The 24,687-nt window shown below is 42.4% G+C and carries 20 protein-coding genes and 1 pseudogene; 11 read left to right on the top strand and 10 right to left on the bottom strand.

The genetic code is table 11. The features are described 5' to 3' along the window. Positions 1-414: 414 nt before the first annotated feature. Positions 415-852: a hypothetical protein gene (locus GFB48_RS06300; protein WP_163932753.1), complete on the bottom strand. Its 438-nt coding sequence runs from the start codon at positions 850-852 to the stop codon at positions 415-417. 327 nt (positions 853-1,179) lie between these two features. On the opposite strand from GFB48_RS06300, the gene GFB48_RS06295 reads away from it, so the two are divergent. Then, positions 1,180-2,136 carry an IS110 family transposase gene (locus GFB48_RS06295; protein WP_163932751.1) on the top strand — a complete coding sequence of 319 codons (957 nt, stop codon included), beginning with the start codon at positions 1,180-1,182 and terminating at the stop codon, positions 2,134-2,136. A gap of 22 nt (positions 2,137-2,158) precedes the next feature. Here GFB48_RS06295 and GFB48_RS06290 read toward each other — a convergent pair whose 3' ends face one another. The 4 genes from GFB48_RS06290 to grpE form a co-directional block, all read right to left on the bottom strand. Beyond that, positions 2,159-2,458 carry a hypothetical protein gene (locus tag GFB48_RS06290; RefSeq protein WP_163932747.1) on the bottom strand — a complete coding sequence of 100 codons (300 nt, stop codon included), beginning with the start codon at positions 2,456-2,458 and terminating at the stop codon, positions 2,159-2,161. 431 nt (positions 2,459-2,889) lie between these two features. After that, a complete protein-coding gene (gene blaDIM, locus GFB48_RS06285) occupies positions 2,890-3,645 on the bottom strand; it encodes a DIM/SIM/IMP family subclass B1 metallo-beta-lactamase (RefSeq protein ID WP_163932745.1) in 756 nt (251 codons plus the stop codon). 39 nt (positions 3,646-3,684) lie between these two features. Next, a complete protein-coding gene (locus tag GFB48_RS06280) occupies positions 3,685-4,239 on the bottom strand; it encodes a hypothetical protein (protein ID WP_163932742.1) in 555 nt (184 codons plus the stop codon). A gap of 946 nt (positions 4,240-5,185) precedes the next feature. After that, positions 5,186-5,791: a nucleotide exchange factor GrpE gene (grpE, locus tag GFB48_RS06275; protein WP_163932739.1), complete on the bottom strand. Its 606-nt coding sequence runs from the start codon at positions 5,789-5,791 to the stop codon at positions 5,186-5,188. A 98-nt stretch (positions 5,792-5,889) separates the two neighbouring features. Between grpE and nadK the strand changes: the two genes are divergently transcribed. The 6 genes and pseudogenes from nadK to ruvX all read left to right on the top strand — a co-directional run bounded on the left by nadK (position 5,890) and on the right by ruvX (position 10,443). After that, positions 5,890-6,768 carry an NAD(+) kinase gene (gene nadK / locus GFB48_RS06270; RefSeq protein WP_163932773.1) on the top strand — a complete coding sequence of 293 codons (879 nt, stop codon included), beginning with the start codon at positions 5,890-5,892 and terminating at the stop codon, positions 6,766-6,768. An 83-nt stretch (positions 6,769-6,851) separates the two neighbouring features. Continuing rightward, the gene (gene recN, locus GFB48_RS06265; protein ID WP_163932735.1) at positions 6,852-8,513 is read left to right on the top strand and encodes a DNA repair protein RecN; all 1,662 of its coding nucleotides are present in this window, start codon (positions 6,852-6,854) and stop codon (positions 8,511-8,513) included. A 91-nt stretch (positions 8,514-8,604) separates the two neighbouring features. Beyond that, positions 8,605-8,982 (top strand): annotated as a pseudogene (locus GFB48_RS06260) (outer membrane protein assembly factor BamE); the annotation flags it as partial. Positions 8,983-9,127: 145 nt separating this feature from the next. Beyond that, entirely contained in the window at positions 9,128-9,451 is a 324-nt protein-coding gene (gene yciH, locus GFB48_RS06255) for a stress response translation initiation inhibitor YciH (RefSeq protein WP_163932731.1), read from the top strand. A 3-nt stretch (positions 9,452-9,454) separates the two neighbouring features. Continuing rightward, positions 9,455-10,024 carry a YqgE/AlgH family protein gene (locus GFB48_RS06250; protein WP_368669044.1) on the top strand — a complete coding sequence of 190 codons (570 nt, stop codon included), beginning with the start codon at positions 9,455-9,457 and terminating at the stop codon, positions 10,022-10,024. Further along, positions 10,024-10,443, top strand: coding sequence for a Holliday junction resolvase RuvX (gene ruvX, locus GFB48_RS06245; RefSeq protein WP_163932728.1), 420 nt, complete (start codon positions 10,024-10,026; stop codon positions 10,441-10,443). The genes GFB48_RS06250 and ruvX overlap by 1 nt, the downstream gene beginning before the upstream one ends. A 233-nt stretch (positions 10,444-10,676) precedes the next feature. On the opposite strand, the gene GFB48_RS06240 is transcribed toward ruvX, so the two are convergent. From GFB48_RS06240 to GFB48_RS06225, 4 genes are all read right to left on the bottom strand, one after another. Next, entirely contained in the window at positions 10,677-11,204 is a 528-nt protein-coding gene (locus GFB48_RS06240; protein WP_163932725.1) for a hypothetical protein, read from the bottom strand. 58 nt (positions 11,205-11,262) lie between these two features. Next, positions 11,263-12,009, bottom strand: a complete 747-nt coding sequence (locus GFB48_RS06235) for an MBL fold metallo-hydrolase (RefSeq protein ID WP_163932723.1) — start codon at positions 12,007-12,009, stop codon at positions 11,263-11,265. A 79-nt stretch (positions 12,010-12,088) separates the two neighbouring features. Further along, positions 12,089-13,552: an FMN-binding glutamate synthase family protein gene (locus GFB48_RS06230; RefSeq protein ID WP_163932720.1), complete on the bottom strand. Its 1,464-nt coding sequence runs from the start codon at positions 13,550-13,552 to the stop codon at positions 12,089-12,091. A gap of 67 nt (positions 13,553-13,619) precedes the next feature. Then, positions 13,620-16,166, bottom strand: coding sequence for a DUF4962 domain-containing protein (locus tag GFB48_RS06225; protein ID WP_163932717.1), 2,547 nt, complete (start codon positions 16,164-16,166; stop codon positions 13,620-13,622). 218 nt (positions 16,167-16,384) lie between these two features. On the opposite strand from GFB48_RS06225, the gene GFB48_RS06220 reads away from it, so the two are divergent. Continuing rightward, a complete protein-coding gene (locus GFB48_RS06220; protein WP_163932714.1) occupies positions 16,385-19,444 on the top strand; it encodes a polysaccharide lyase family 8 super-sandwich domain-containing protein in 3,060 nt (1,019 codons plus the stop codon). A 45-nt stretch (positions 19,445-19,489) separates the two neighbouring features. Here the strand turns inward: GFB48_RS06220 and GFB48_RS06215 are convergent, their stop codons facing one another. Then, positions 19,490-20,710 carry an aromatic ring-hydroxylating dioxygenase subunit alpha gene (locus tag GFB48_RS06215; RefSeq protein ID WP_163932711.1) on the bottom strand — a complete coding sequence of 407 codons (1,221 nt, stop codon included), beginning with the start codon at positions 20,708-20,710 and terminating at the stop codon, positions 19,490-19,492. A gap of 297 nt (positions 20,711-21,007) precedes the next feature. Between GFB48_RS06215 and GFB48_RS06210 the strand changes: the two genes are divergently transcribed. The 3 genes from GFB48_RS06210 to GFB48_RS06200 all read left to right on the top strand — a co-directional run bounded on the left by GFB48_RS06210 (position 21,008) and on the right by GFB48_RS06200 (position 24,686). Continuing rightward, entirely contained in the window at positions 21,008-21,829 is an 822-nt protein-coding gene (locus GFB48_RS06210) for a red chlorophyll catabolite reductase (RefSeq protein WP_163932708.1), read from the top strand. 112 nt (positions 21,830-21,941) lie between these two features. Beyond that, positions 21,942-23,567, top strand: a complete 1,626-nt coding sequence (locus tag GFB48_RS17565) for an FAD-dependent oxidoreductase (protein ID WP_163932705.1) — start codon at positions 21,942-21,944, stop codon at positions 23,565-23,567. Between the two features lie 141 nt (positions 23,568-23,708). After that, positions 23,709-24,686 carry a hypothetical protein gene (locus GFB48_RS06200; RefSeq protein WP_163932701.1) on the top strand — a complete coding sequence of 326 codons (978 nt, stop codon included), beginning with the start codon at positions 23,709-23,711 and terminating at the stop codon, positions 24,684-24,686. Position 24,687 lies beyond the last annotated feature (1 nt).

Genomic DNA, 24,687 nt, shown 5'->3' with positions numbered 1-24,687 from the left:
TATATACATGCCATTCATAATAGAATGTGTTACCTATGTGTCCGAACAAGTTGTAACCCAACTCTCCGGTCTATACAGGCTGCGCCCCCCTCTGGACTCCCCCGCAGCACACCGCATTTTGTCTATTCTAAATTCTCAATCATGATTACGCAGGCGGCCTAATTCGCCATCCATGGCTCAAACAGGCCTTACTGACCATCCATGGTCAGCACTACTAATCATTTCAATCGAATTTAGGACAAAATGAGGGTGGAATTTTGAGTATCAGGGCGTTATCAATGATGACGTCACCTAAAACGTTTCTGGACAAAAGTGAGCTAGAAATTGAGATGGTAACGCCGCCAGCACAGGCCGGAGCACGCAGTGCGGAGGTCCAGCCCCGAAGGGGCGATTGTGCCTGGCCTTGTTAAATTTTTAGCTAAGTATACTTTTAAAAATTGCATTCCATTTTTCTTCGTTTGTTTCTGATGATAAGCATTGATTTATAATTAGCCAATCATCAATGTCTGAGGCTTCGCAGTACTTTCTGTATAGGTTGTATATAGAGTAAAACGCATATTCAATATGCTCTGGCGGCTCCCAGTCCATATCTTGTAACGCGGCAATAGGCTCAAGATACTTCTCCGATATTTCTTTCTTTGCCTCTCCATCAATAACTGCTTGTAGTGCGCCACTAGGCAAAGACTGATCTATGTGGTGTTTCATTAGGACTACGGAGTCACGATAGGACAAACCCTTACCTTTCTGGACAAATGAATCCCATGCAGCCAGAGAGTAACCGCAAGCCTTAATGTGAGCCTTCTTCTTCGCTTCGGCATCTAAAGATATGAATTTATCGTACAGTTCTCTCATGGGAATTTAACGCCTCAATAAGAGGAAATTTATAGTTGGCTAAAATGTTGAACGCAGTGAAAACAGCCAACTGTAGATTTTCCTGCTTGATTGCCTTGTATGGATAATTACCCCACCTAATCAATCATTTTTCAACCAACTTAGGGTAAAGTGAGACCCAAGCCTTAGCTGCAACTAAGGCCTTCTTTTACGGTAGTTCGATTGAGTGATGGCTCCTCTGTTGAGAGACCGATAACAAGAAAGAACGCCGTAAAAGACTCCAAGCGAAATACTCGAATAGTCTACTGGGTCTCGAACCCGCATTATGCAAGCAAGGGTTAGCTTATTATGAAAACAACGACAAATCAAAACGTTAATATCGGTGTCGATACGGGTAAATATCACCTAGATATCTATATTCGTCCGTTAGGAGATTTTTTCTCTGTCGAAAATACAGAGGCTGGTATTAAAAAAGCCATTACACGAATCAAAAAACACGCCCCCAAAAGGATTATTGTCGAGGCAACAGGGCGACTAGAAGCACCTTTTATCATGGCCTGCGCTAAGGCTAAGTTGCCTTTTGTAGTAGCCAATCCCATTCATGTAAAACGCTTCGCGGGCGCTATCGGAAGGAGAGCGAAAACAGATAAGCTGGATGCTCAATTGATTGCCCATTATGGTGAAGCGATTAAGCCGCCATTATCAACGCTCAAACCAGAAGTTATGCAGGCTATGAGCGACCTGGTCGCTAGGCGTAATCAGCTACTAGTGATGCAAACTATGGAGAAAAATAGGCTGCAAATTTTGCCTAAAAATTTAGTTTCAACCATAAAGCCGATTTTGACAGCGTTTAGAAACCAGATAGAAAAGGTGGAAGAAAAAATTCTCAAACTCATTAAGTCTTGCCCCGAATATAAGACCAAGAATGACCTGCTTCAAAGTATGAAAGGCGTTGGTAAGATAGCTGCAGCTTCCATCATCAGCAACCTCCCAGAGCTCGGCTACATGAGTAATAAACAGGCAAGTGCTTTGGTCGGTGTTGCGCCGATGAACCGAGAAAGTGGCCGTTTCAAGGGCTTGCGAAAAATACAGGGAGGACGTCATCAAGTTCGTACCGTGCTGTATATGGCGATGATGTCGGCGATACAGTCAAATCCTGTTTTTAAGGAATACTACCAACGCTTAGTTGCATCAGGAAAGCCTAAAAAAGTAGCTATTATTGCCTGTATAAGAAAGATGGTAGTGATACTAAATTCGATGCTCAGAGACGGTAAAACATGGGAAGCGCCAATGTGCTCAAATTAATTATTGACGCCATAGTCTCTTGTTATGTGTTTTCGTCTGCTCTCTTTACTAACCAACCTAAAATTGCTGCTGGTAATAACACTATATTAACGGCAAAAATTCTAATTAACATACCAAGCATAAATACAAAGTCCATATCCGGTGTACCATCCCAATTTGGCTTAGCCATTGCTTGAGAGATCAAAATAACGTCAGCAACAAATATAGATATGGCAATTAGGATATGACACAAGATAATACCAGCAAAGCCTTTCTTTCTAGCTGAGAAGTAAGTTATCGGTATCCAAACTAACCAGTAATATATTTCGTATTCTAAAAACACCTAAACCTGCCTAAACACATAACAGCTTATTAAGCGGAAGCTCGATAAACTGCCTTTATAAATTTAACTTACAAATAATATGTCATTTTAAGCTGTTGAAATAAAGTACAAATTTCTCACCAAGATAAGAAAAACTGAAAATCATGCTCGGCAAAAACGAGACCGTGGATGTAGTGTTTCCCTACATCCCTTGGCTACTTTGAAGTTAATCAATAACTTAGTTAAATTTTGGAAGATTATCGAGCCTTCAAACAGCCAATTTGGGCTCTGTTTGTCACCCATTAATCACCAAAACAGTTATACCTGGATAAATACTTAGTGGTTTTTAACCAATGATGGACTGAGTTTGAAACTCATTTTGGGGCATTTCCGATTTAGGCGGCCTAGCTCGGAAATGGACGAAAACAATTTACGATTTGAGAGGTAACGCCTCAATCAGCCGACGCTTCAGCGGTCGGCTGGATTGATTTGTTAGAGGCTTTTTCCGCCAGAAACTTAGTATGTTTTAACAACTCAATATTACCAATTTCTCCATGGCCAGGAATCACTGTTTTAGCTTTGGGGTACTTAGAAATTGTGTTCTCAGCTGATATAGCCCACTGATCGATATGTGCTTCACCAGTATAACCAAGCCCCTTGGATTCAAGACTGCGAACAAAACAGCCACCAAATAATATATTTGACTTAGGCAACCATACGACCACGTTATCAATGGTATGGCCCCCCCCAGGATAAAAAACTTCAAGCAAACCATTTGCTAATTCAACGTCATTACCCTTTAATGAATGTCTTGCTTGCTCCTTACCTTCTTTCAACAAAATACTGTTAGTTAATTCGGTTGCGTACGTAGCTATTGATTGACCATTTAGCCATTTTATACCCGCGGTCCGATCTTCGTGTGAATGAGTGGAAATACTACCCAACAAACTATAATTTTTTGATCGAATCCAATTTACAAGCTTTTCAGTATCCTGCTCAGACCAGGGAGTATCAACAATAAAGGCCTTCCGGTTATTAACAACAACGAGTCCATTTGAACTTACTAATCCCCAGCCATTTACTAGACTATACGATTTATGTAGAAAGACACCCTTCGAAATTTCATTAATTTCCAAGCTAGGGATCTCTTCGTTAGCCGAAGCCAAAAAACTGAATAAGACAATTAACAATAAATAGTATGCTCTCATTTCCTTCTGGCCTCTAACGCCACAAGAAGGGGCTGCTGATTAGGCAGGCCCGCTTGCTTGGCTTGTTAAATCTTTGGTGAAGATAGAAACACCTTCATCGTTCTTCTTTGTGTTAAAGAAATTTTGATGAGGGAAAAGTTTGTTTTTTAATATAACTACATAAACAATAAGGCAGACATTAATGGCTGCACCCACCCAGACCCCGACAGGGTCTGCTTCGTACCCTTTGAATGAATCAAAAATCCCTTTAAAGAGGAAAAAGCAAAGTATCAAATACCCAATCGATTGTTTTTTATAAATACAGTATATAACTGCGCTAGGTATCAATAGCGCAAAGGCCAGAACCCCAAGCATTGCCCCCACTGGCAACTCTGAGAGAATTGGCACTGCACCCAGTAACCCCAATAAAAACAGAACAGAATATATGCCTATCAAGATATTGTTGGCTCTATTGTATTTCTTAGACTCTTCAGAATCCGGATACATTGCTAGATATTTCGAAACCTTTTTTGGATTAAGGCCATAGGCTGAAGCCTTCTCGAAAATAGACGCCTTGTTTTCTCCTTCCTTGAGGAGACGTTTTACGATCTTCATTAATACTCCTTATAGATTTAACAGCTTATTAAGCGGAAGCTCGATAATCTTCCGCACAAAATTTAACTTAAAAATAATATGTCACGTTAACTTGTTGAAATAAAGTGTAATTTATTCTCATTTTCAATAAAAACTGAAAATCACGCTCGGCAAAAACGAGACCGTGGATGTAGGGTTTCCCTACATCCACGGTCTCGTTTTAAGTTAATCAATAACTTAGTTAAATTTTGGAAGGTTATCGAGCCTTCAAACAGCCAATTTTGGCTCTGTTTGTCACCCATTAATCAAGTGAACAGTTATAACTGTATAAATGCTCACCTGTTAGCAATAGTTAATTTGCATTATTCGTCGTGCTTATAACTCATCCCTCGAAGGGCGAAGCCCGCTCTCGTCACTCGCTACTCGTAACTCGGAAAGGGGCAGAAACGAGTTAGAGGTATCGGCTTTGAAAACGTTCCGCTACTCAAACTCCCCTCTGACTTTGCGAAGAATTTGATTGAGAAATAGCTGTAAAAGTCATGGATGACTTTTAAGGTTAGTTTGAGCCATGGATGGCGAATCTAACCGTCAGCGTTATGACGAATGAAAAATTCTGGTTAAGCAAAGTAAGGGGCGGCTCAGGAGGACGGGGACAAAATTGTCAGGAACAATTTTGAGCTGCTTTAGCAGACCCGGAGGGCGTAAGGCAGGGATGCCTGAAGTAACAAGCTGTTGGCTTCCCCTGACCTGCTGCCGGCAGCCCGGCACTCCGTGGATACACTAGAACAGTTAAGCGAAGTTTAAAAGAATCAAATTTCAGCATCGCTGACTCCCACCTTGAACAACCAAGCGCAGCTTAAAAATTTAAGACAATAATCAGGTCCCTAGTCCCCTTTTAAAAGATAAAAAAATACCCGCGCTGAATATAATCCAGTGCGGGTATTTAGAATTTCGTAAAGCTGAGAAATTAAGCTTGAACGTCTACGCTTTGTGGGCTTGGTTTTGGACCACCTTGGGCAACCACAACCATAGCTGGGCGAAGTACACGGCCGTTTAGTTCGAAGCCTTTTTGCATGACGTCCATTACTGAGTTGTCGTCAACTTCTGGATTTGGCACCATAGAGATAGCTTGGTGGAAGTTAGGATCAAATTGCTCACCCTTAGGGTCAATTTGCTTCAGGCCAAACTTATCTACCGACGTTAAGAAAGTTTTCAGGGTTAGCTCAACACCTTCAACCATGCCTTTAGCAGACTCGCCTACTTCTTGGCTTAGTGCACGCTCTAGGTTATCAATAACTGGTAGCAGCTCGTTAGCAAACTTTTCTAAGGCAAACTTATGTGCCTTTTCAACATCAATGGCAGCACGACGCTTCACGTTGTCAATTTCAGCAGCTGCACGTAACACTGAATCTTTTTGATCGGCAATGGTTGCTTTCGCTTCTTCAAGTTCTGCTTTAACTTGGTCCAATTCTGAAACTTCAACTTCGATAGATTGCTCTTGCTCTACCTCTTGGTTTTCAGTTTGTGCTTGTTCTACTTGCTCTTCAGGCTGTTTTTGCTCTTCCGCGCTCATAACGACTCCAATAAAAAATACTTTGTGTCTTTAAACTCTGGTGCTTATTATGGGGATCAAAGTTTATGATTCAAGGGCTAGGACGCTTTTTCATCGATATGAAGCCAATTTTTTCTACAATTGCCATTATTGGCAAGCCCCATCATCAGGGAACGATGCAGACTCTGACTGATTTAGTTCAATGGTTAACAGATAAAAATTATCAGGTTATTGTTGAACAGCGACTCGCTCAAAGTTGCCAAATGCAATGCCAAACCATCGTTTTAGAGCAAATTGGCCAGATAGCCGATCTTGCGATAGTGATTGGTGGTGATGGCAATATGCTCGGAGCGGCGAGAGCACTTTATCAATCTAATATCAAAGTCATTGGTGTCAACCGTGGCAATTTAGGCTTTTTAACGGATTTATCTCCCGATGACCTGTTCCCAAGGCTTGAGCAGGTCCTTGAAGGCCACAGTCGCGTAGATGAACGCTTTTTATTAGAAGTTGAAGTCTACCGTAACGGCGAGCTCGTCAGCTCCAATTCGGCGATGAATGAAGCAGTGCTTCACCCAGACAAAATTGCCCATATGATCGAGTTTGAAGTCTATATAGATAATAACTTTATGTATTCCCAGAGGGCAGATGGTTTAATTGTGAGCACGCCGACGGGCTCGACAGCTTATTCTCTATCAGCAGGAGGGGCAATTTTATCTCCAAGCCTCAACGCCATCATCATTAACCCTAAATTTGCCCATAGCTTAACTGCTAGACCTATTGTTATTGATGGCGATTCAACCATCCGTATAAAGGTGTCGCCCTCTCAAGATAAAAGTCAGCTGATTTCCTGTGATGGTCATATTGATTTGAGCATCAAAGCTGGTGATGAAATCCTAATCAAAAAAAGTCAAAAAAAATTACAACTCATCCATCCGCTGGATCGCAATGATTTTCAAGTGCTGCGTTCAAAACTTGGTTGGGGCAGTAAACTTTTTTAGTTAAAAATTCACCACCAGGGGTTTACTGTATAAAAAAACAGTTATACACTGCTTTTATATACAGTAACCTTTGTGGGTGACCCATGCTTAGTCAATTAAACATTCAAAACTTTGCTATTGTTGAACAACTCGAAATGAGCCTACAGTCAGGCATGACCACCATCACTGGTGAAACTGGTGCGGGTAAATCGATATCTATTGATGCTTTAAGTTTATGTTTAGGATCTCGTGCCGAAAGTTCAATGGTGCGCCCTAACAGCGGTAAGCTAGACATCAGTGCTGATTTTGACGTAAGCCAGTTACCTCATGCTAAACAATGGTTAATCGATAACGATTTAGACCAAGGTAGCGAATGCATATTAAGACGTACTCTTACCCAAGATGGCCGTTCTAAGGCCTATATTAATGGCAGTCCAGTCCCCCTTGCTCAGCTAAAAACCCTTGGCAATATGCTGGTCAATATTCATGGCCAACATGCTCACCATGCACTGTTAAAGCCTGAAGCCCAGCTAGCCATTTTAGATCAGTACTGTGGCCACCACGAGTTACTGGAAAATACCAAGCAAAGCTACCAAGCCTTAGCTACTCTGCAAAAAGAGTTAAAGCAACTCGAGCATAAAAATGCCGAGCAACTGGCCGCTAAGCAGTTACTTGAATACCAAATTGAAGAGCTAAATAACTTTGCCCCTGAGCAAAATGAGTACCCCCAGCTTTCTAGTATGCAAAAAAAACTGCAGAACAATGCCCATATTATTGAGCAAACCGAAGGCGCGCTGTACCTGCTTGAAGGTGACATGGATTGCAATATTCAATCCCAGTTACAGCAGTTGCTATCCCGTGCAGAAAATATTGTTGATTGCTACCCGGATCTTAAAGACGTACTGCAAATGCTTAGCGATGCCCAGATTCAATTGTCTGAATCCCAATCAGAGCTGCAGCACTTCAGAAGCTCGCTGGATATTGACCCAGAGCAACTGGAACAAACCGAAGCTCGTTTAAGCAACTGGCATGAACTGGCCCGTAAACACCACTGCCAACCGGAAAACCTTTACAACTACTGGCAAGAGTTAGCGGCGCAGCTTGAGGCTATCGCCTTAGATCAAAATCGCAGTGATGATTTACTCATTGAAATTGAACAGGCCAAACAAGCTTTAACCGAGAGCGCACAAACCTTAAGTGACAGTCGCCAGCAAAAGGCGCAACAGTTAAGCCTTGCCATTACCGAAGCTATGGTGGAACTGAGCATGCCCCATGGTCAGTTTGTGATTAGCTTTATCGAAAAAGAGCAAGCCAATGCCCAGGGCATGGATGATGTTGAGTTTTTAGTGAGCATTAATCCAGGTCAACCGCTTCAACCGATGGCTAAAGTCGCTTCTGGTGGTGAGTTATCGCGTATCGGCCTTGCCATGCAGGTACTGACCTCTGAACGCGTGGCAACCCCTACCCTAATTTTTGATGAGGTGGATGTTGGTATTTCTGGCCCTACCGCTGCGGTAGTCGGACGAATGCTTAAACAATTGGGCAAGCGTACCCAGATCATTTGTGTGACTCACCTTCCCCAAGTCGCAGCCAATGGAGACCAACAAATGTATGTTTCCAAGGATGTACTAGGCGACACCACGAATACCTCTATGCGTTTACTCGATAAGAAAGCAAGAATTAATGAAATTGCTCGCTTGGTAGCAGGAGATCAAATTACCAACGCAGCAATTGCTAATGCGAAACAACTTTTAAAAGCAAGTTAATGAAACTTTATTGATAGAGTTAAGTCATAGGCTTGTTAATAACCCTTTGGCTGGTTATTATGTTGACCACAATCGCTAAGAAGTACGAGTTATGATAAACAAAAACAATATACGCACCGCTTTGCTCGCTGTAGGGATAACTTTAAGCCTAAGTGCCTGCTCTGCTTTTGACTGGTTGGTGTACAAATATGATATTCCACAAGGTAACTACATGGAAAAGCAGCAGGTAGAAAAGCTGCGTATCCAGATGACCAAAGAACAGGTTGAATTTGTATTAGGTAAACCAGTGCTTCGAGACAGCTTTAAAAGTGACGCTTGGTATTACGTATATCAATTTAAATCTGGACGAAATGGCCAACTAACCAGAAAAGAATTAGTGGTTCATTTTGATAAGCAAGGCAAACTACTAAAAGTCGATTCTGATTACGCTCTGAGTGAAGACTTTAATACTCCACTTGAAGAATCCAAGTAATTGAATGACCGAAAGACCTCACAAGGCAAGCACAAAGCTTGCCTTTTTTAGTAGTAAGTCTTCAACAAATATTGGTAATTACCCCCAAGCCAAGTAAAATCAACACTAAGCTTAACCATGATAATCACTATTAAGGCGTAACATGTCTAACGATAATGTTTTAGTTTTTTCTACCGACTCCGGCCGTATTTCACAACCCAAGGCCGTTAAGCAAGCCCCAAAAGGCGATGGGGTTGTACGACTCAAACGCGAGACCAAAGGCCGTAAAGGCAAAGGAGTCGTTATTATTGAAGGTTTAGGCCTGGAAGATAAAGCCTTAAAAGATTTGTGTAAAACCCTGAAAAAGCAATGTGGCTGTGGCGGTACGGTTAAAGACTTCAATATTGAAATTCAAACCGATGATCGCGAAAAACTCAAGGCTTTACTAGAAAAGCAAAAGTTTTTGGTAAAAATTGCCGGGGGCTAAATAATGAAAATGCGCTCCCTACGTAATCATTTTCTCATTGCGATGCCAAGTCTAGATGAGTCATATTTCAAGCGTTCCGTGGTTTATATTTTTGAGCATGATGACCAAGGGGCGATGGGGCTAGTGGTTAACCACCCTATTGGCCTAAAATCAGATTCACTGCTGAGACAAATGAAGCTAAAAGACGAATCATTTAAGCTAAAATACAATCCAGAGGTTATGGCTGGTGGCCCCGTCAGCCAAGAGCGTGGCTTTGTATTGCATGATAATTCCAAGGAAAATAATTGGGATTCCACAATTAAGTTAAGTGATGAGTTAAGTATTACGACCTCCAAAGATATTCTACAATCACTGGGTGAAGAACACTCTCCTGAGAAGTTTATTATTGCCCTTGGCTATTCTGGCTGGAGTGAAGGTCAACTAGAACAGGAACTATTAGACAATACTTGGCTAACCGTCAAAGCTGATGCTGATATTATTTTCAATCAAGACATCAATAAAAGTTGGCAAGCTGCAACCCGCTCCCTTGGGATTGATCCAGCAACCCTAAGTAACGAAACAGGTAGAGCTTAATGGCAACATATCTTGGTTTTGATTTTGGCACTAAAAGTATTGGTATTGCGGTTGGACAAACGGTCACTGGCACCGCTTCACCACTCGCGGCCGTAAAAGCCAATGATGGCATTCCAAATTGGGATGTAATCGGCAAAGCCATTAAAGAATGGCAGCCTGAATCTTTGATTATTGGTTTGCCATTGAATATGGATGGTACTGAGCAGGAGCTGACTAAGCGCGCGAAAAAGTTTGCTAACCGCTTACATGGCCGTTTCGGTGTGCCTATCATTATGCAGGATGAGCGCCTAACCACCACCGATGCCAAAGCCCGTCTATTTGAATTGGGTGGTTTCAAAAAGCTACAAAAAGATCAGATTGATTCGGTATCGGCTGTACTAATCATTGAGTCTTATTTTGAAACCCTTTGGGGCGAATAACTAAAAAGCTATGTGAAGGCATCCACAGCTTGGCGATAACTGCGTTGGCTTCACTTCCTTTAACGCGTCCCCAGCCTTAGAAAATAATTAAATACATCCCTGTATTTTGCCTTTCGAGCCAGCTAAAGCTGTTCAAAAGTTTGCCCGAAACTTTTGTCACCGCCTTCTCTCACTTAGCTATGCTTGCAGACTTTCAATGAGCAATTAATACTGTGTGATGATCGATTTCCCAGCTACGCTTTCTTGCCACAATACATACAGTAAGTAACGCTCATCGAAACCTCAGCATCACAATTAGCGCATGACCTTGTTTCAACTTTAATTGCCTGAGTGGTTGCTCGTGGGCTTTCAATGTTTGAAAACTGTTTATTAGATAGCGTTTGCTCAGGCTTTCTTTGAAAGAAGTGTTGCTTCAAGTGATAAAATCCAGAAACCAAAGAAACCAAAACAAAAGAGCCATATAAGATAGTGACGATAAAATCGATACTTTCACTAAAAAAAGTTATCCCCACTAGAACAAACACCACTGCGGACGCCAATTCAGAAATAGCCTTAATTAGTGGCGGTAGTTTTTGGTAGTCCTCAGACTCAGCCCTAGTTTTCAATTCTTTTAACTCGGCCGAATCAAGCCGGGGGATGGCTTTTTCTAGAATTAAATTATCAATTAAAGCGGCGCGCTCAGGAAAGCGCTCCCTATCAATACTTTCTCTGCTTTCTAACAACTCATCAAGGCTGTAGTTTTTATAATCCACTTCAGTCATTGAAGTATCCTTACTGTTTGACTTCCCCAGATTAGCAATTGCATAGAGCTAATGCAATTTACCAAAATAGTAACTTTTTAAGCTTAGCCTTGGTCACCCGCCAATGGGTTGTGGGCTTTTTCGGGGCTTTACTCACTAGATACAAATACTCTTCATGGCTAATTTGCACATCACCGCCATGGGCTAGGATCACCCGTTTTGGCTTTAATGCTTCCACTTTCGCCAGTGAACTGGCGTAACGGTTGGGGTAGAAAATCGGGAATGGAGGAATAATTTTATCTTTTACTTTTACCGCTAAGTCAGCCACATATACGGTCTTGGTTGGGATATGAAATAACGAGATATCTCTGTCTGTATGGCCTTGGGTATCAATCACTTGCCAGTCTTCGAAATCTGGTATTAACTCGCCATCGTTGAGTTTATAGTCACTATTGGGACGAGGCCAAAACCATAGAGAGCGCTTGGTTTTGCCCAATCTTGCTGCAACCCACTGCCCTAATACGACATCGGTTACAAACATGATCCAGCCATCCCAGCCACTGTACCAATGCCCCTTGGCTGAGCCGGTAACCAGCTTACAGCCAAAACGTTTTTTTAGGCTATTAGCGGCTCCTGCATGATCTGGATGCATATGGGTGACAACAACGACCTTTAGATCTGTGATTGGGCGCTGTAATTGAGCCACAATGTAGTGCTCTATTAACCCTAGGTCAGTCTTACTACAGCCGTCTAAAAGCATTATTTTGTCAGCATATACCGCTAAATATATATTTTGAATATAACCTGATAACTGATGGATTTTCATTTAGTTAAATTGGCAACCAACTGGTATGTCCAGTCTAACTTGAAGGATTTCAAACACCTATGTCAGTGATCAAATACAGCTATATCAACTCCCTACTTCGCCCCTGTGCATCAATTATTCTTATATGCTTTGTACTTAATAATCTTGCATGGGCAACCCCACAAGAGTGAGCAATCATAGCCACACTTTGGTGTAACTGGTTAGCATATTGAGCCACTCGTATGGACTTATCTTTTGCCACTAATCCCCTTTGCAGACTTTTATCATGAGTGGTAATTCCCGTCGGGCAGGTATTCTTATTGCACTGCAGTGCTTGGATGCAGCCCAGAGCAAACATAAAGCCCCTAGCAGAGGTAATGGCATCAGCACCCATTGCGAGTGCCCATGCGACCTTGCCTGGTGTGATCAGTTTGCCAGACGTTATCACTTTAATTCTATCTTTGAGCTGGTAGCGTTGAAGCAAATGAACAACTAAAGGCAAACTTTCTGTGATTGGCAAGCCAACATAATCCAATAACGGTTGTGGCGCCGCTCCTGTGCCGCCATCGGCACTATCAAGAGTGATAAAATCAGGCGCACACTGCTGACCTTTGGTATTAATTTGTGTGAATAAATCATGTAAAAAGTCACTTTGACCTAATACCAATTTAATACCTACAGGCTTTGCCGTTAACTCCCTCACCATGTTTATCATATCCAATAAATCGGTAACGGATTTTATTTCAGGATGGGCATTGGGACTTATTGAGTCTTTGCCTTGTTCAATGCCCCTTATGGCTGCAATTTCAGCGGTAACTTTATGGCCAGGTAAAATCCCCCCCTTACCGGGTTTAGCCCCTTGAGAAAGTTTTATCTCGAACATCTTTACCTGTTGATGGGCGGCAACCTGTTTGAGCTTTTCCGCACATAATTGTCCTTGTTTGTTTCTCACGCCATACTTTGCCGTACCAATTTGAAATACCAGATCACAGCCAGAAGCTAAATGGTAAGGTGTTAATCCCCCTTCTCCCGTATTCATCCAGATCCCAGCCTGCTTAGCACCGTAGGATAACGCTTGTAATGCCGGCTTTGATAACGCACCAAAACTCATACCGGATATATGAATAATTGAATTGGTTTGATATGGTTGCTGACAACTTTGCTCTCCAAATACCACTTGTGCTGGATTTTGGGTATTTTCTTTTAGTATCGGGAAAGCCGAATTTAAAAAAATAACATCACCCGGTCTATTTATTAATCGGGTGGAGCCGAATGCTAATGTGGTATCAACACCTTTGGCCGCTCGGTATGCCCATGAACGTTCAGCACGATTAAAAGGCAACTCTTCTCTATCTTGAGCAAAGAAATATTGTCTAAAAAACTCCCCTAAATGCTCGAACCAATACCTAAAACGTCCAACTACAGGGTAATTTCGCCTAATTGCATGGGTAGTTTGTGTTACATCAACAACATACATAATTAACAATGCTGCTAAACCTAAACCAATAACGAATACCAGTAACAAAGCACTCCACTCAAACATCGTTCTTGCTAATTGTTCCATGTCTATTCCTTTAAAATTAACCAATACGATAACCAAGAAATACACAACAAATGTTAATTCTTCAAGATTACAAAGTATGATGCTGTTTATAAGTATTTATGGCAATCTGTTTATGTTGATTAAGCAATTCATACTGCTTGTCTTTCAAAGTTAATTTATCACCTGATGCATTTTCTAGTTGGAGATATAAAGCTTTGTTTTCATCTAAATTGACGTGCAATTGATAATTGCCTATTTGCCAATGGTCGGGCTCAATATTGATGATCTCGACGCCATTTCTGGTTGTGGTTGCCACGTTAATCATTGCTAAAATATACACCTTATTGGCTTTAGATGTGGTTCCAGTAAAATGCTGTTGCGGCTTATAGGTAACTAATTTTCCATCTTTCTTTTTACCGGACCAATTAACAGCTGGTGCGTGATATTTATCAGTAATAGTCATTGCTAAAGGGGTAGAAGCAGTCAGATAAACTTTCGCAGAAGCGCTATTGACCTGGGCTTGCAGATAATCTTGCTGCTGACTAAATTGACCGGGAGTATGCAACAACCAACTAAACTCAGAAGGCTCTGATGCCGCTAATTCATCTAAGCTAATAATTACTCCGTTATCCAACTTAATTAGGTGACGTTCGAAGGTGGTAAGCGGGCTTTTACCGTAGCCATTTGCAATAGAAAATTCGACTTCGGATTCAGCCATTTTTTTAATCCACATAGGATCCTCTAGGCGTCCCTGATAAGCCGAAGAAGCCTCTCCCATGGTGTAACTTATCGAATCTGAATGGGCGAAGCGCTTAATTTCTCCTACCGCATGCATACCAATATCTTGCCCTAAACCATTCACTAAAACACTGTTGTGGCCACGGGTATGGCGATAGTGCAGCAAATTGTGTTTATCTGAAAAACTGGTGTAATAACCGCTCGATAGAAATAATGGCTCACCATTAACAATCACATTAAAAGCATTTTGGTTATTGGTTGTATGACTTCCTGTACCAAATGGTGATGAGCGAAATGCAACATGAATATTGCCAGCAGCCTTAGCTATGTCATCATGCATACTTACAATTCCAGTGTTTGGAAACACCGCGGCATTGGGATAGTTAGGCGCAACTGCTTTAGGAAGGGCTGCCTCCATCGATGAAATCAACCATTGATGCGCTTCAGAATCCAATGGATGCTTGGAGTTTGCGACATATTCTGTTGGCGCCTTTCCTCTTGGGCCTTTCGCCAGCTCATCACGGTACCATGTCATCACACCATTTTGCTGACTTCGTGCCATATATTCCGCTAATTGCCCACGCACCCAGATCGGCATGGTCGTAGAGTCATGTCCATCACCAAAGCCATTTGAATAAGATAATGGTTGATAGGTGGTTACCATCGCCTGAGGTAATGCTTGGTACCAAGGATGAGACAGATAATCAAAACCATTAAGCTTATTTAAAATCATCGGTACTTGAATTAATGACACAATATTCGCTGTCATATAACTGTTACCATTACCCCAACCGCCATCCATATTGAAGCCTGTTGCAGGTGCTCTGGTTGACCATACTGTCTGAACATATTGCATCCAGGTATTAGCTTGAGGTACATGGTTGCCTAAAATTAATGCCGCACGAGTCAACAGTGCAATGCCTTTTTGCCACGTATGATTATCAAAAAAGTTCGACTCTAAGCGATATTGGTGATGCTGAAATTCCTTGTCGGCAATTTTACTGGTGAAGCTAATTAATTGCGCTTTCTCTTGTTCACTCCATTGGTCATAAAAACCATCAAAAAGATACAAAGCTGTATCTAATGCCATCCCAGCAGTAAAGTCGTTCAAGGTAATATTGGCTTTATCTATCGATTGGAAAAAGTCATATTTTTCACGGGCGGCTTGAGCGTATCGAGCTTCTTTGGTCAGCATATAAGCTTGGGATAAATACAACACCTTTAAACGTAGGTGGTTTAACAAGATCTTGGCACGATTAATTTTTTGACGTTTTATCTCGTGGGGCTTCAACCCATAATTCACATCTGCAAAATGATCTTTTCTGGATTCAGGTGTTAAAAAAAGTTCAGCATTGGTCAAAATCGTTTGCTGCAGTGCTTGAGGGATCCTTTTAGTGAACTGTTCAGTACTGCCATTTAAACCAAAAAAGCGTGGATGCTCTGGCAGATTGTCTGCTATCTGCTCTTGGGTTTGGATTGGTGGCGCAAAATGTGCAATGTTATCATCAACACGAAAGGTAAAAGGCCCACTTTCGCTAACGGTTCCAAAACGATCACGCTTTTTTAAAAACCATTGGTACTGTCCCTCTGCAAAAGGGGTGCTCGGGCGCCAGCTTGCCCACTTAAGCCAATCACTTTTAACAACAATATTGGCATAAACATCGAGCACTTCTACTTGATACTCTGGTTGTTCATCATGTTGAGGTTGAGGCCATAAAAAAGCACTTGGATTTAATAAAATTTGGTGATGATTAGGATAAACATTGGTTCTGTATTTTTCATGGAAGCCGTTTAACTTATCAAACTCAACTTGTGGTTTCGTCGTTGTGTCAGCACAACCATTTATTTGGCAAAAAAAAATTGCTGCGATTGCTGTTTTTACTATTAATGTTTTCATCAGCATTTCCTTGGCAGTAAATCCATCAAATTTAGATAGTGTTTTTTATTAGATAAGCGAAGTAAATCAACCCAATTAATGGCTGTAAAGTTCGATAAAATGCCTGTTCCATATTCAAACTATTTAACGAATAACCGATAGATTGTTCCAGTAGCAACACAATTACAACAAAATGGCATGTTAGAATTTTTGCAACTTACTGACATGGATGAACAACAATGATGTTTGCAAAATTAACCGTCTCTCTTGCATTAAGCGTCTGTTTAAGCTTGCAAGTATCCGCAGAAACCATTTTCTCTGACTATTTTGATATCCCAACCAATGCCAATGCCGGTAGTAAAGTTTTAGGTAAGGTTAATATAAAATCCAACAAAACTGCCCACCTCAACCAAGCATCTACAACTTATCAATTTGACATTATTGGCTTAAATAATACCCCTTTCAAAATTGACACTATTACCGATCATAAAGGCCGCATCTTTGGTCAATTAACAGTAAAAGAGGGTAAAAAGACGCCTGAACTGGCGTGCAATTATCAGCTAACGGTGGCATTAAAGGATGGCGATAAAACACTAACCACTCAGCAAATCACCATTAACGTAGTCCAGCAGACCCTTTGGCAATCGATGCAAAGCTATTATGCCGATGTATCGTTAGGTGAATCTCATCTCTGGGGGCGTAAAAAGTTTAGTCAGCAACAGACCGCCGATTACATAGAGCAACTGCTTAGTAATGATGGTCAGTTTGCAGATACCAAAATTTATGGCCCTAACCCACACCTCAATTACAGTGCCAATCAACAGGGCGGTAGTATTGAATTGTCAGCAGAAGAACGCGCCCAAGCCAAAAAAGTCAAATGGGAAGTGGACTTAATCGATACTGCCAAAACCATTGGTGGCTTAGGTCGAATGTATGCCATCGATGCAAAATACAAACAGGATCCCAAATTAAAAAAGGCTTTATATAAAGCAATAACGGCATTTGCCAACGCCATACCTGTTTACCCAGAAGACTTTTTAGTCGATGGCAAGCCTTTAGGTAAACACCTTGGAGATGGCTTTGCTCTGTTACATCAAGCACCGATTAAGGCCATGAGTTGGAGCCTATTAACCCATCAATGGGACCTTAGTGAAGCTTTAGTGGTTCCAGCAGTCCATCTAGCACCTCAAATGCTGGCTGATATTGATAATGGTGATCACGATGCTAAGGCTGCACATGATGCCTTATTAAGGGTATTTCAGACCCATTTTGCCATTGTTGAACCGAGGCGAGCGATGGATGATCCTAATCAACGTTGGGGCCAGATAGCATCATCAACCTCCCAAGGAGCATGGTCAGATGCTAATATCGGCCACCGTATTCGAAGCTTATTTGCCCTACCTATTATCTTTGCCGACTATAACCGCCCGATGACCTATGTGCCTTATTGGTATGACGATTTTTATGATGGCACACCATTCGAAGGAAAAACATTTGCCAAAAACTGGTCTCCACGGGGGGTAGTCCAAGACTTACACCACTGGAGTAATCTGTTTAGCATTCCATCTAAGCAGTTTATTCAATCTGGTTTTAATCCAGATGGCACTGCCAGTCACCACCTTGGCAGTGCTGAGAAAAATGGTGCAGGCTCAGATTTGGCCATGACATCCTATGGTTATGAGTGGATGATGAAGGTGCGCTATGCCACAGGTCTGTTTAAAGATACCGCTATCCCTCTTAAAGATGAAAACTACCAATTTGTAATTGACCGCTACAACTATGCGTACCAAGCAATGATCTATAAGGGCGCCATTGACTTTGTTACAGCAGGTCGCAGTTCAATGGATGACCAAACCCGTTGGGTAAATCGCAACTTGGCTAGGGACTTAGGCATTTTATTAGCCAATAAAGCCCCGTCAACCAAAGTCTATAATGAACAACAAGCCATTGATTTTGCTCAACGTGCTAAAAAAGGCATTAACCGTTACAGCACTACTCGCGCCTTCTTTAACGGCGATTATTTAGTCCATCGCCGTCAAGATGATGATAATGACTTCTTTTACTCTCTTAAATTTAAATCTAACCGCACCATGGGGGCCGAGGATTTCTCTAGTGTCCGTAAAACCTGGCACCTAGGTGCTGGCGTATTGCAGCTAAAAGTTGATGGCAGCGAGTATCGTCAAGATGTTCGCTTAAATTGGGATTTCCATGCGGTACCAGGAGTCACCGAAGAGTGGCGCAATACGCCATTTCCTCAAAAAGGCGGCTCATACGCGGCAGGCTCGGGATTAAATTCATTATCAAGTGTTAGCAGTGATGGCGAATATGCCTTAGGGTTTTACCAGCATAAACCTAAAGCCCCCTACAACACCGCCAATGCCAACAAGTCTTATTTCTTTAGTGGCAATCGTGCTATTGCCTTTGGTGATGGGGTAAAAAGAGTAGCAAAAGGTGATGACCAAGCCATTATCACCACCATAGAACAAGCCGAACAACGCGAACCTATATTCTTTAATATTGATGGCGAGAAGTCATTTTTAGAGTTCGGTCACCACAATAAAACCTTTACCGTGAGCAAGCCAAGTTGGGTTTACCATAAGCAAAAGGGCTATCTGATTATCCCTAACAAGCCGCAACAACTGTTTGTGAAAACCGGTTCTCAAATTAACACAACCGATCCTAAGCCTGAAAAGCTTGATCAGCTACGCCGCCGCGAAAGCAGCTACTTTAGTAACCCACACAACTTCTTATTGGCTCTCGACCATGGCGAAAACCCTACTGGTAAGAAAGAAGATAGCTATCACTATGTGATGTTGGCTAATATTAGCCAAGACGAAATGGATGCTGCATTACAACAGTATCTAAAGGATGTGACAGTTAAGCAGCAACTAGGCCATTACCATGCAATCATAGATAACGCCCAACAACTTGTGCAGCTAACCACCATGCAAGCAACAAAAGTGAACTTGGGTAAGCAAGGTAAAATCAGCACCGATGCTGCCGCGCTGGTGCAATATGCAGATAAAGGGAGTCATTACCAAATTACCATCAGTGATCCTAACCACGACGTTAATTTATCTGAGTTGAATATTAGTTTGCCAATCCCATTGCAGGCGGGCAACTATCAATATCAAGTTGCCGGAATTCATACATTTGCGGGAGAAAACGTACATATTGTCAATAAAGGTAAGAGCAGTTTTGTGAAAATTGAATTACCTGACTTAAAGGATAGTATTTATCAAGGCAAAGCTCGTCTTTATGCTGGTGCCCCCATTGTCATTACCGTCCCCAAAGGCTAACTCATAAAAAAGGGAGTCCTAGAGACTCCCTTTAGCATAGTCACATCATCCAATGACATTATCTTTTGAATTAAGTTGATCAACGGTGAGCTCATCAACTTGTTTTTCGAAGTCTTTTTTCTCTGTTGGGGTTTTCACTGGCGCCACTAGAGGCATAGTTTCAAACACCCAGCCACGCCCCTCTGCAAGGGCTTCTTTTCTCCCTGGAGAAGGGATAGTGAGCACTTTTTTACCGTTATAGCTATCTCGTTTATCGAGGTCAATCTGCCAGCCAAGCTCTTCAATACAGCGACGACGAGCCATACGGAAGGTACTCATAAACTTATCCGACTTTACCGAGACTTCATTGGCTAAGGTCTCTGGCAAATAATAAGGTTGTGAAGCTTCAACGATTTGTGCGTCTTCGTGCAAAATGGTGCTTAAGCGTTTTAACGAACCTTTATCAAATAAAGGTGATTTCATAAAACTGCGGAATTGCCAAGCAAAAGTCCTTGTGGTGTGCTCATCTACCGGGGTATTAGCGTCAAACATCACAATTTTCCAATCCTTGCGAAGATCGATTTGGATTTTGACAGTCATGCCATTTAGATACCACCCTGGGTGTACTACCGTAGGTTGTTTATCTTTGCGTATTAATTTGCGCCAACCTAAGAATCCACCTTTGAGTTGGGGTGGGTACATGACATTATGAGACACCGCCCATTCCTCATGCTTTTCAATCGATTCAATGTAGTTGTCTTCTGCGGTATCGGGATAACCAAATACCGGGTGAACAAAAGAAGCATGGGCAATATCGATGCCATTTTCTACTACTCGAGAGGCTTCTGCTTGCCAAGTAAATTCGGTCTCTAGTCCTCGGAAATTGGGGTCGTCATATTCAGGAAGTGGCGGTATAGGGTAGCGATCTTTTTCATCTAAATCCCCCATAAACACCCAGATCATGCCATAGCGCTCTTCAACGGGATAAGCATCTACTTTAAAACGAGGGGGGACTTTGAAATCGTCACCCTCTGAGGGTATTTTGGTGCATTTACCTTCGCCGTTGTATTCCCAGCCATGGTATGGACACACCACGCAGTCACGCTTTTTGTTTACCCAACCGTTCGAGAGTGAACCACCACGGTGTAAGCAAACATCTGCGGTGCACTTTACGTTACCTTCCAGGTCTCGAAAAAGCACTAGGTTCTGTCCTAATACCTTGGCTTTAACCGGCTTATCCTTAACTGTTTTTGACCACTCGGCGACATACCACAGATTGATTAACATGACACTGATTCCTCTTCAGATTTTTTAGGCGCAACCATTAACTACGTCAAAAATTTAGATTTGGTTTAGTTAATTAATACAGTAACTTCTATAGGAATTAATTAGCAACCATCGAGATTGATTTATGACAACAAAGCCCTTAAATGACCTTACAACTATCTGAAGAGTTGTCATAGATCAATTTGATCTAAGACAAGCTTCTATCCACTTGCTTTATTTAATGGTTGCAATCACATTTGTTACTATTATTATAACATTATAACATTTAATGCAAATGGGATCATAAAAGGACGTAATATGAGTGAGAAAATACTGACTCCAATCATAGATATGGTTGAAGCTAATCCAAATGTAGATAATCGTAAAAGCTTTAATCGCCTATGGGCAATTACCGAAGCCATGATGGCAAAGATTCTCAGCCGCTTTGAGTTAAACTTAGATCCATGCAGTGATATGTTTCAAAACTACAAGGACTTACCAGGTACTGCTGGCGAGGGTGCTTTAAAGGCTTATAGCGGTCCCGAAGTGGATTGGTTAATCCACTCTTATATTGGTTCCCCTGAGGAAACCTTTACCAATATGCACATTACCCTGAGCCTAGGTCCTCAATACGATGTCCCTAACTTTGGCTTTGCTCTAGGCACCGTACCCGATGTCTTTATGTATATGGATTATATTCCCCGTAAAGACTTACTAGCGCATCCTGAGTATGCCGATAAGTATTATGAGCCAGTAAACGAAGAGTTTTTGATGTTGCAAGACCATCCTAAATTCCGCCCCTTTATTAGCCGCGACCTTTACACCCGGATAGCCATGACTCCGACTGCAGTTGGTTACTGCGCTGACCATGATGATGAAGTATTCGCCATTATCGAAACAATCGCGATGGAACGTCTAGAACGTTGGTTAGAGTGGGTAGATGACGCACTACCAACCCCAGAAGCAGACCGCCCTGCAATCATGATTCGTGATGAGAAAATTCGACAAACTATCTGTGAACGAGATCCGGCTAATAATCTAGGTGAACGTCTATTTGGTAAAGACGCAGCCGATAAAATGGTGGCTACCCTCTGGGGTGGCCGTCGTACTCTGCCCCGTCCCGATGGCAGCGGCACATAACCCTTATCAAATACTGCTTTACAAAAACAAATATCATCAATAGCTTATGAGTGCCCAGTGCGGAGTTGACTGGGCATTTTTTTGATAAATATCTCGTTATCATGGAGGAAGTATGGCGGACTATTTAGTTTGGGAATGTCAGGTTTGTAACTGGATTTATGATGAAGCCAAAGGCTGCCCGGAAGAAGGCTTAGCCGCTGGTACCCGTTGGGCAGATATTGCTGATGATTGGTTATGCCCTGAATGCGGTGTTGGCAAACAAGATTTTGAAATGATTGCCATTGCTAAATCAACAGTGGTTGAGGCTACGGCTCCGCTAGCTGCCGTATCTAGTATACGCCAAACGCCCTACCAAGTTTGGGAATGTCAGGTTTGCAACTGGATTTATGATGAAGCCAAAGGTTGTCCGGAAGAAGGTCTCGCCCCTGGCACCCGTTGGGCTGATATTCCAGATGATTGGTTATGTCCTGAATGTGGTGTTGGCAAAGAAGACTTTGACATGATCGCCATCAGCGAATCTCAACCACACAATCCAACAACCACGGAAGCTGTTGCCTCTGACAGCATTGATAACGATAGTGCCGCTTGGCAAAGCAATGACATTGTTATTATTGGTAGCGGTTTAGCCGGCTATAACCTAGTTAAGAAGCTACGTGCCCTTGATTGCAATCGTAAAATTACCGTGATCACCGCTGATGATGGCAGTTTCTATTCTAAGCCTGCCCTTTCTACTGGCTTTGCTAAAAATAAAACCGCTCAAGATCTTGCCACCAGCAATGCAGAAACCATGGCAGCCAGCCTTAATATAGACCTTTATGTATTCACCAAGGTCTGCTCAATTGATAAAGCCTGTCAGCAGTTAGTTTTAGCCGATGGTGGCTTAATTGATTACCAACAGCTAGTGCTGGCTACCGGTGCCAACCCAATTGATGCTGGTCTGGATAAATCCTTTAATAGCCATATATTCCAAATCAATGATCTTGCTGACTACGCTAAATTTCGCGTTAAAGCTGCCACTGCTAACAAAATTATGATTGTTGGTGCCGGTTTAATTGGTAGTGAATACGCCAATGACTTATTACAAGCTGGTTTTAACGTTGAAATGGTTGACCCTATGGCAGGCCCACTTGCCAGCTTATTGCCAGAGATAGCACAATCGGCACTGGCCAGTGCTTTACAAGCTGCGGGGGCAACCACCCACTTTGGAACGCTAATTAAAAATATTGAAAAAGGCAGCCAGCACCCGCTGAAACTAACGATGAACAATGGTAGCAGCACTGAAGTGGATTTGGTATTAAGTGCCATTGGTGTGCGTCCTAATCTGGCTTTGGCCAATGCTGCTGGTTTAAGCACGAATAGAGGGATTTGCGTTAATGGTCAATTGCAAACCAGTGACAACCATATTTATGCCATTGGTGATTGTGCTGAGGTGAACGGCGAAGTGCGCTTTTATTTAGCGCCAATGAACGCCCAAATTGCGACCCTTGCGGCTACCCTTGCCGGACAAGCCAGCGATGATGTGAATTACGGCGTGATGCCGGTACAAGTAAAAACCAGCTTGCACCCTGTGTCAGTGGTACCCGCTATTGGCCTCAATGGTCAATGGCAAACTACCGCCCAAAATGAAACCGGTGTGGTGTGTGAGTTTATTGATGACCATGGCCAACTTCGAGGCTTTGCTGCCACTGGCAGCCTAGTAAAACAAGGCCAAGAACTGGCTCGGCGCTGCATAGCATAAACCCGCCATCGCTGAGCCTTTATGGGCTCGGCCACGGCGTTGACATAAGTCATAAAGCAGCAATACCCCGCCCTCTGGTGATAGCACAATTGTTATAAACATAATACATTTAATGGGTGAAGACTCTAAAGGACTATTGGCATGACAGATAAAAAACCCAGTAACTTCCAACAAGCCATTACCGGTGAGTGGCATGGTTTGCCCTCCATTTTCGACGTTGACGGCAGCCATACCGGTTTTAACAAAGTAAACCGTTCAAGTGTATTTGAGGGGGATCGCACCACCTATTGGATGGAGACCGACTTCCAAAACACAGGCCCACTGCGTAACCGCTTTGATACCGCTGGCACCCGTTTTGAATTCGGTGTGATTGATTCCGACCAAAACCGTATTTACTGTGGCCCAGACTTTGTTGGTGCTGGCCGTCCATTTGGCATGCTAGTAGACTCTAACTACTACTCTCCAGGTTGGAACTGTGATCTAAAAACCGTCAATTTGATCCTGCCTGAGCGTGGCCTACAGGTTTACTCTTCACAGCTATTTGAAGGTGACACTCTGGTTTCAGTGTTTAATGGTCTGTACGTAGTCACCCAAGATCACGACAGCAACCCAGAAACCCAGAAGTTTGTTGAAGACTTTTTAGAATCTGAAAAGAAAAATGCCTCTAAGCCATTCATTCTGCCAGTAAAAGCCAAGGGCGCATGGACAGGTACCCTGCAATGCTACGACAAAGACCAAAACTTTGTTGGCGACATTCAAGTAAAGATTGATTACCAGTCGACCTCTTTAACCACGGCCGATGTCTCGGTACAGATGGAGGGCGCGATTACCCGTAGCTTTAGCTATTCTCGCACTCGTCATAACAACACCCATACCTATAATGGTCCAGATATGTTTGGTAATGGACGTGCCTATGGTCGCTACCTATGGTCTATTCAACATGCCTATGGTGAAGCATTCAAGATTAAAAGCCGCGACACCATCATTGATGATGATTACAGCCTATGTTCTATCTGGCAACTCTTTGAATCAGGTAAAGAAGCCTACACTGTCTTTGGTTTACTTGAGTGGGCAGAGGCCGACAACGTAATGAAAGCCCAATACGTGCTGGATAAATAAG

The sequence above is a fragment of the Paraferrimonas sp. SM1919 genome (assembly GCF_010993985.1).
Taxonomy (GTDB): Bacteria; Pseudomonadota; Gammaproteobacteria; order Enterobacterales; family Shewanellaceae; genus SM1919.
The sequence above is the reverse complement of the archived record's forward strand: the minus strand, read 5'-3'. Positions and strand labels throughout refer to the sequence as shown.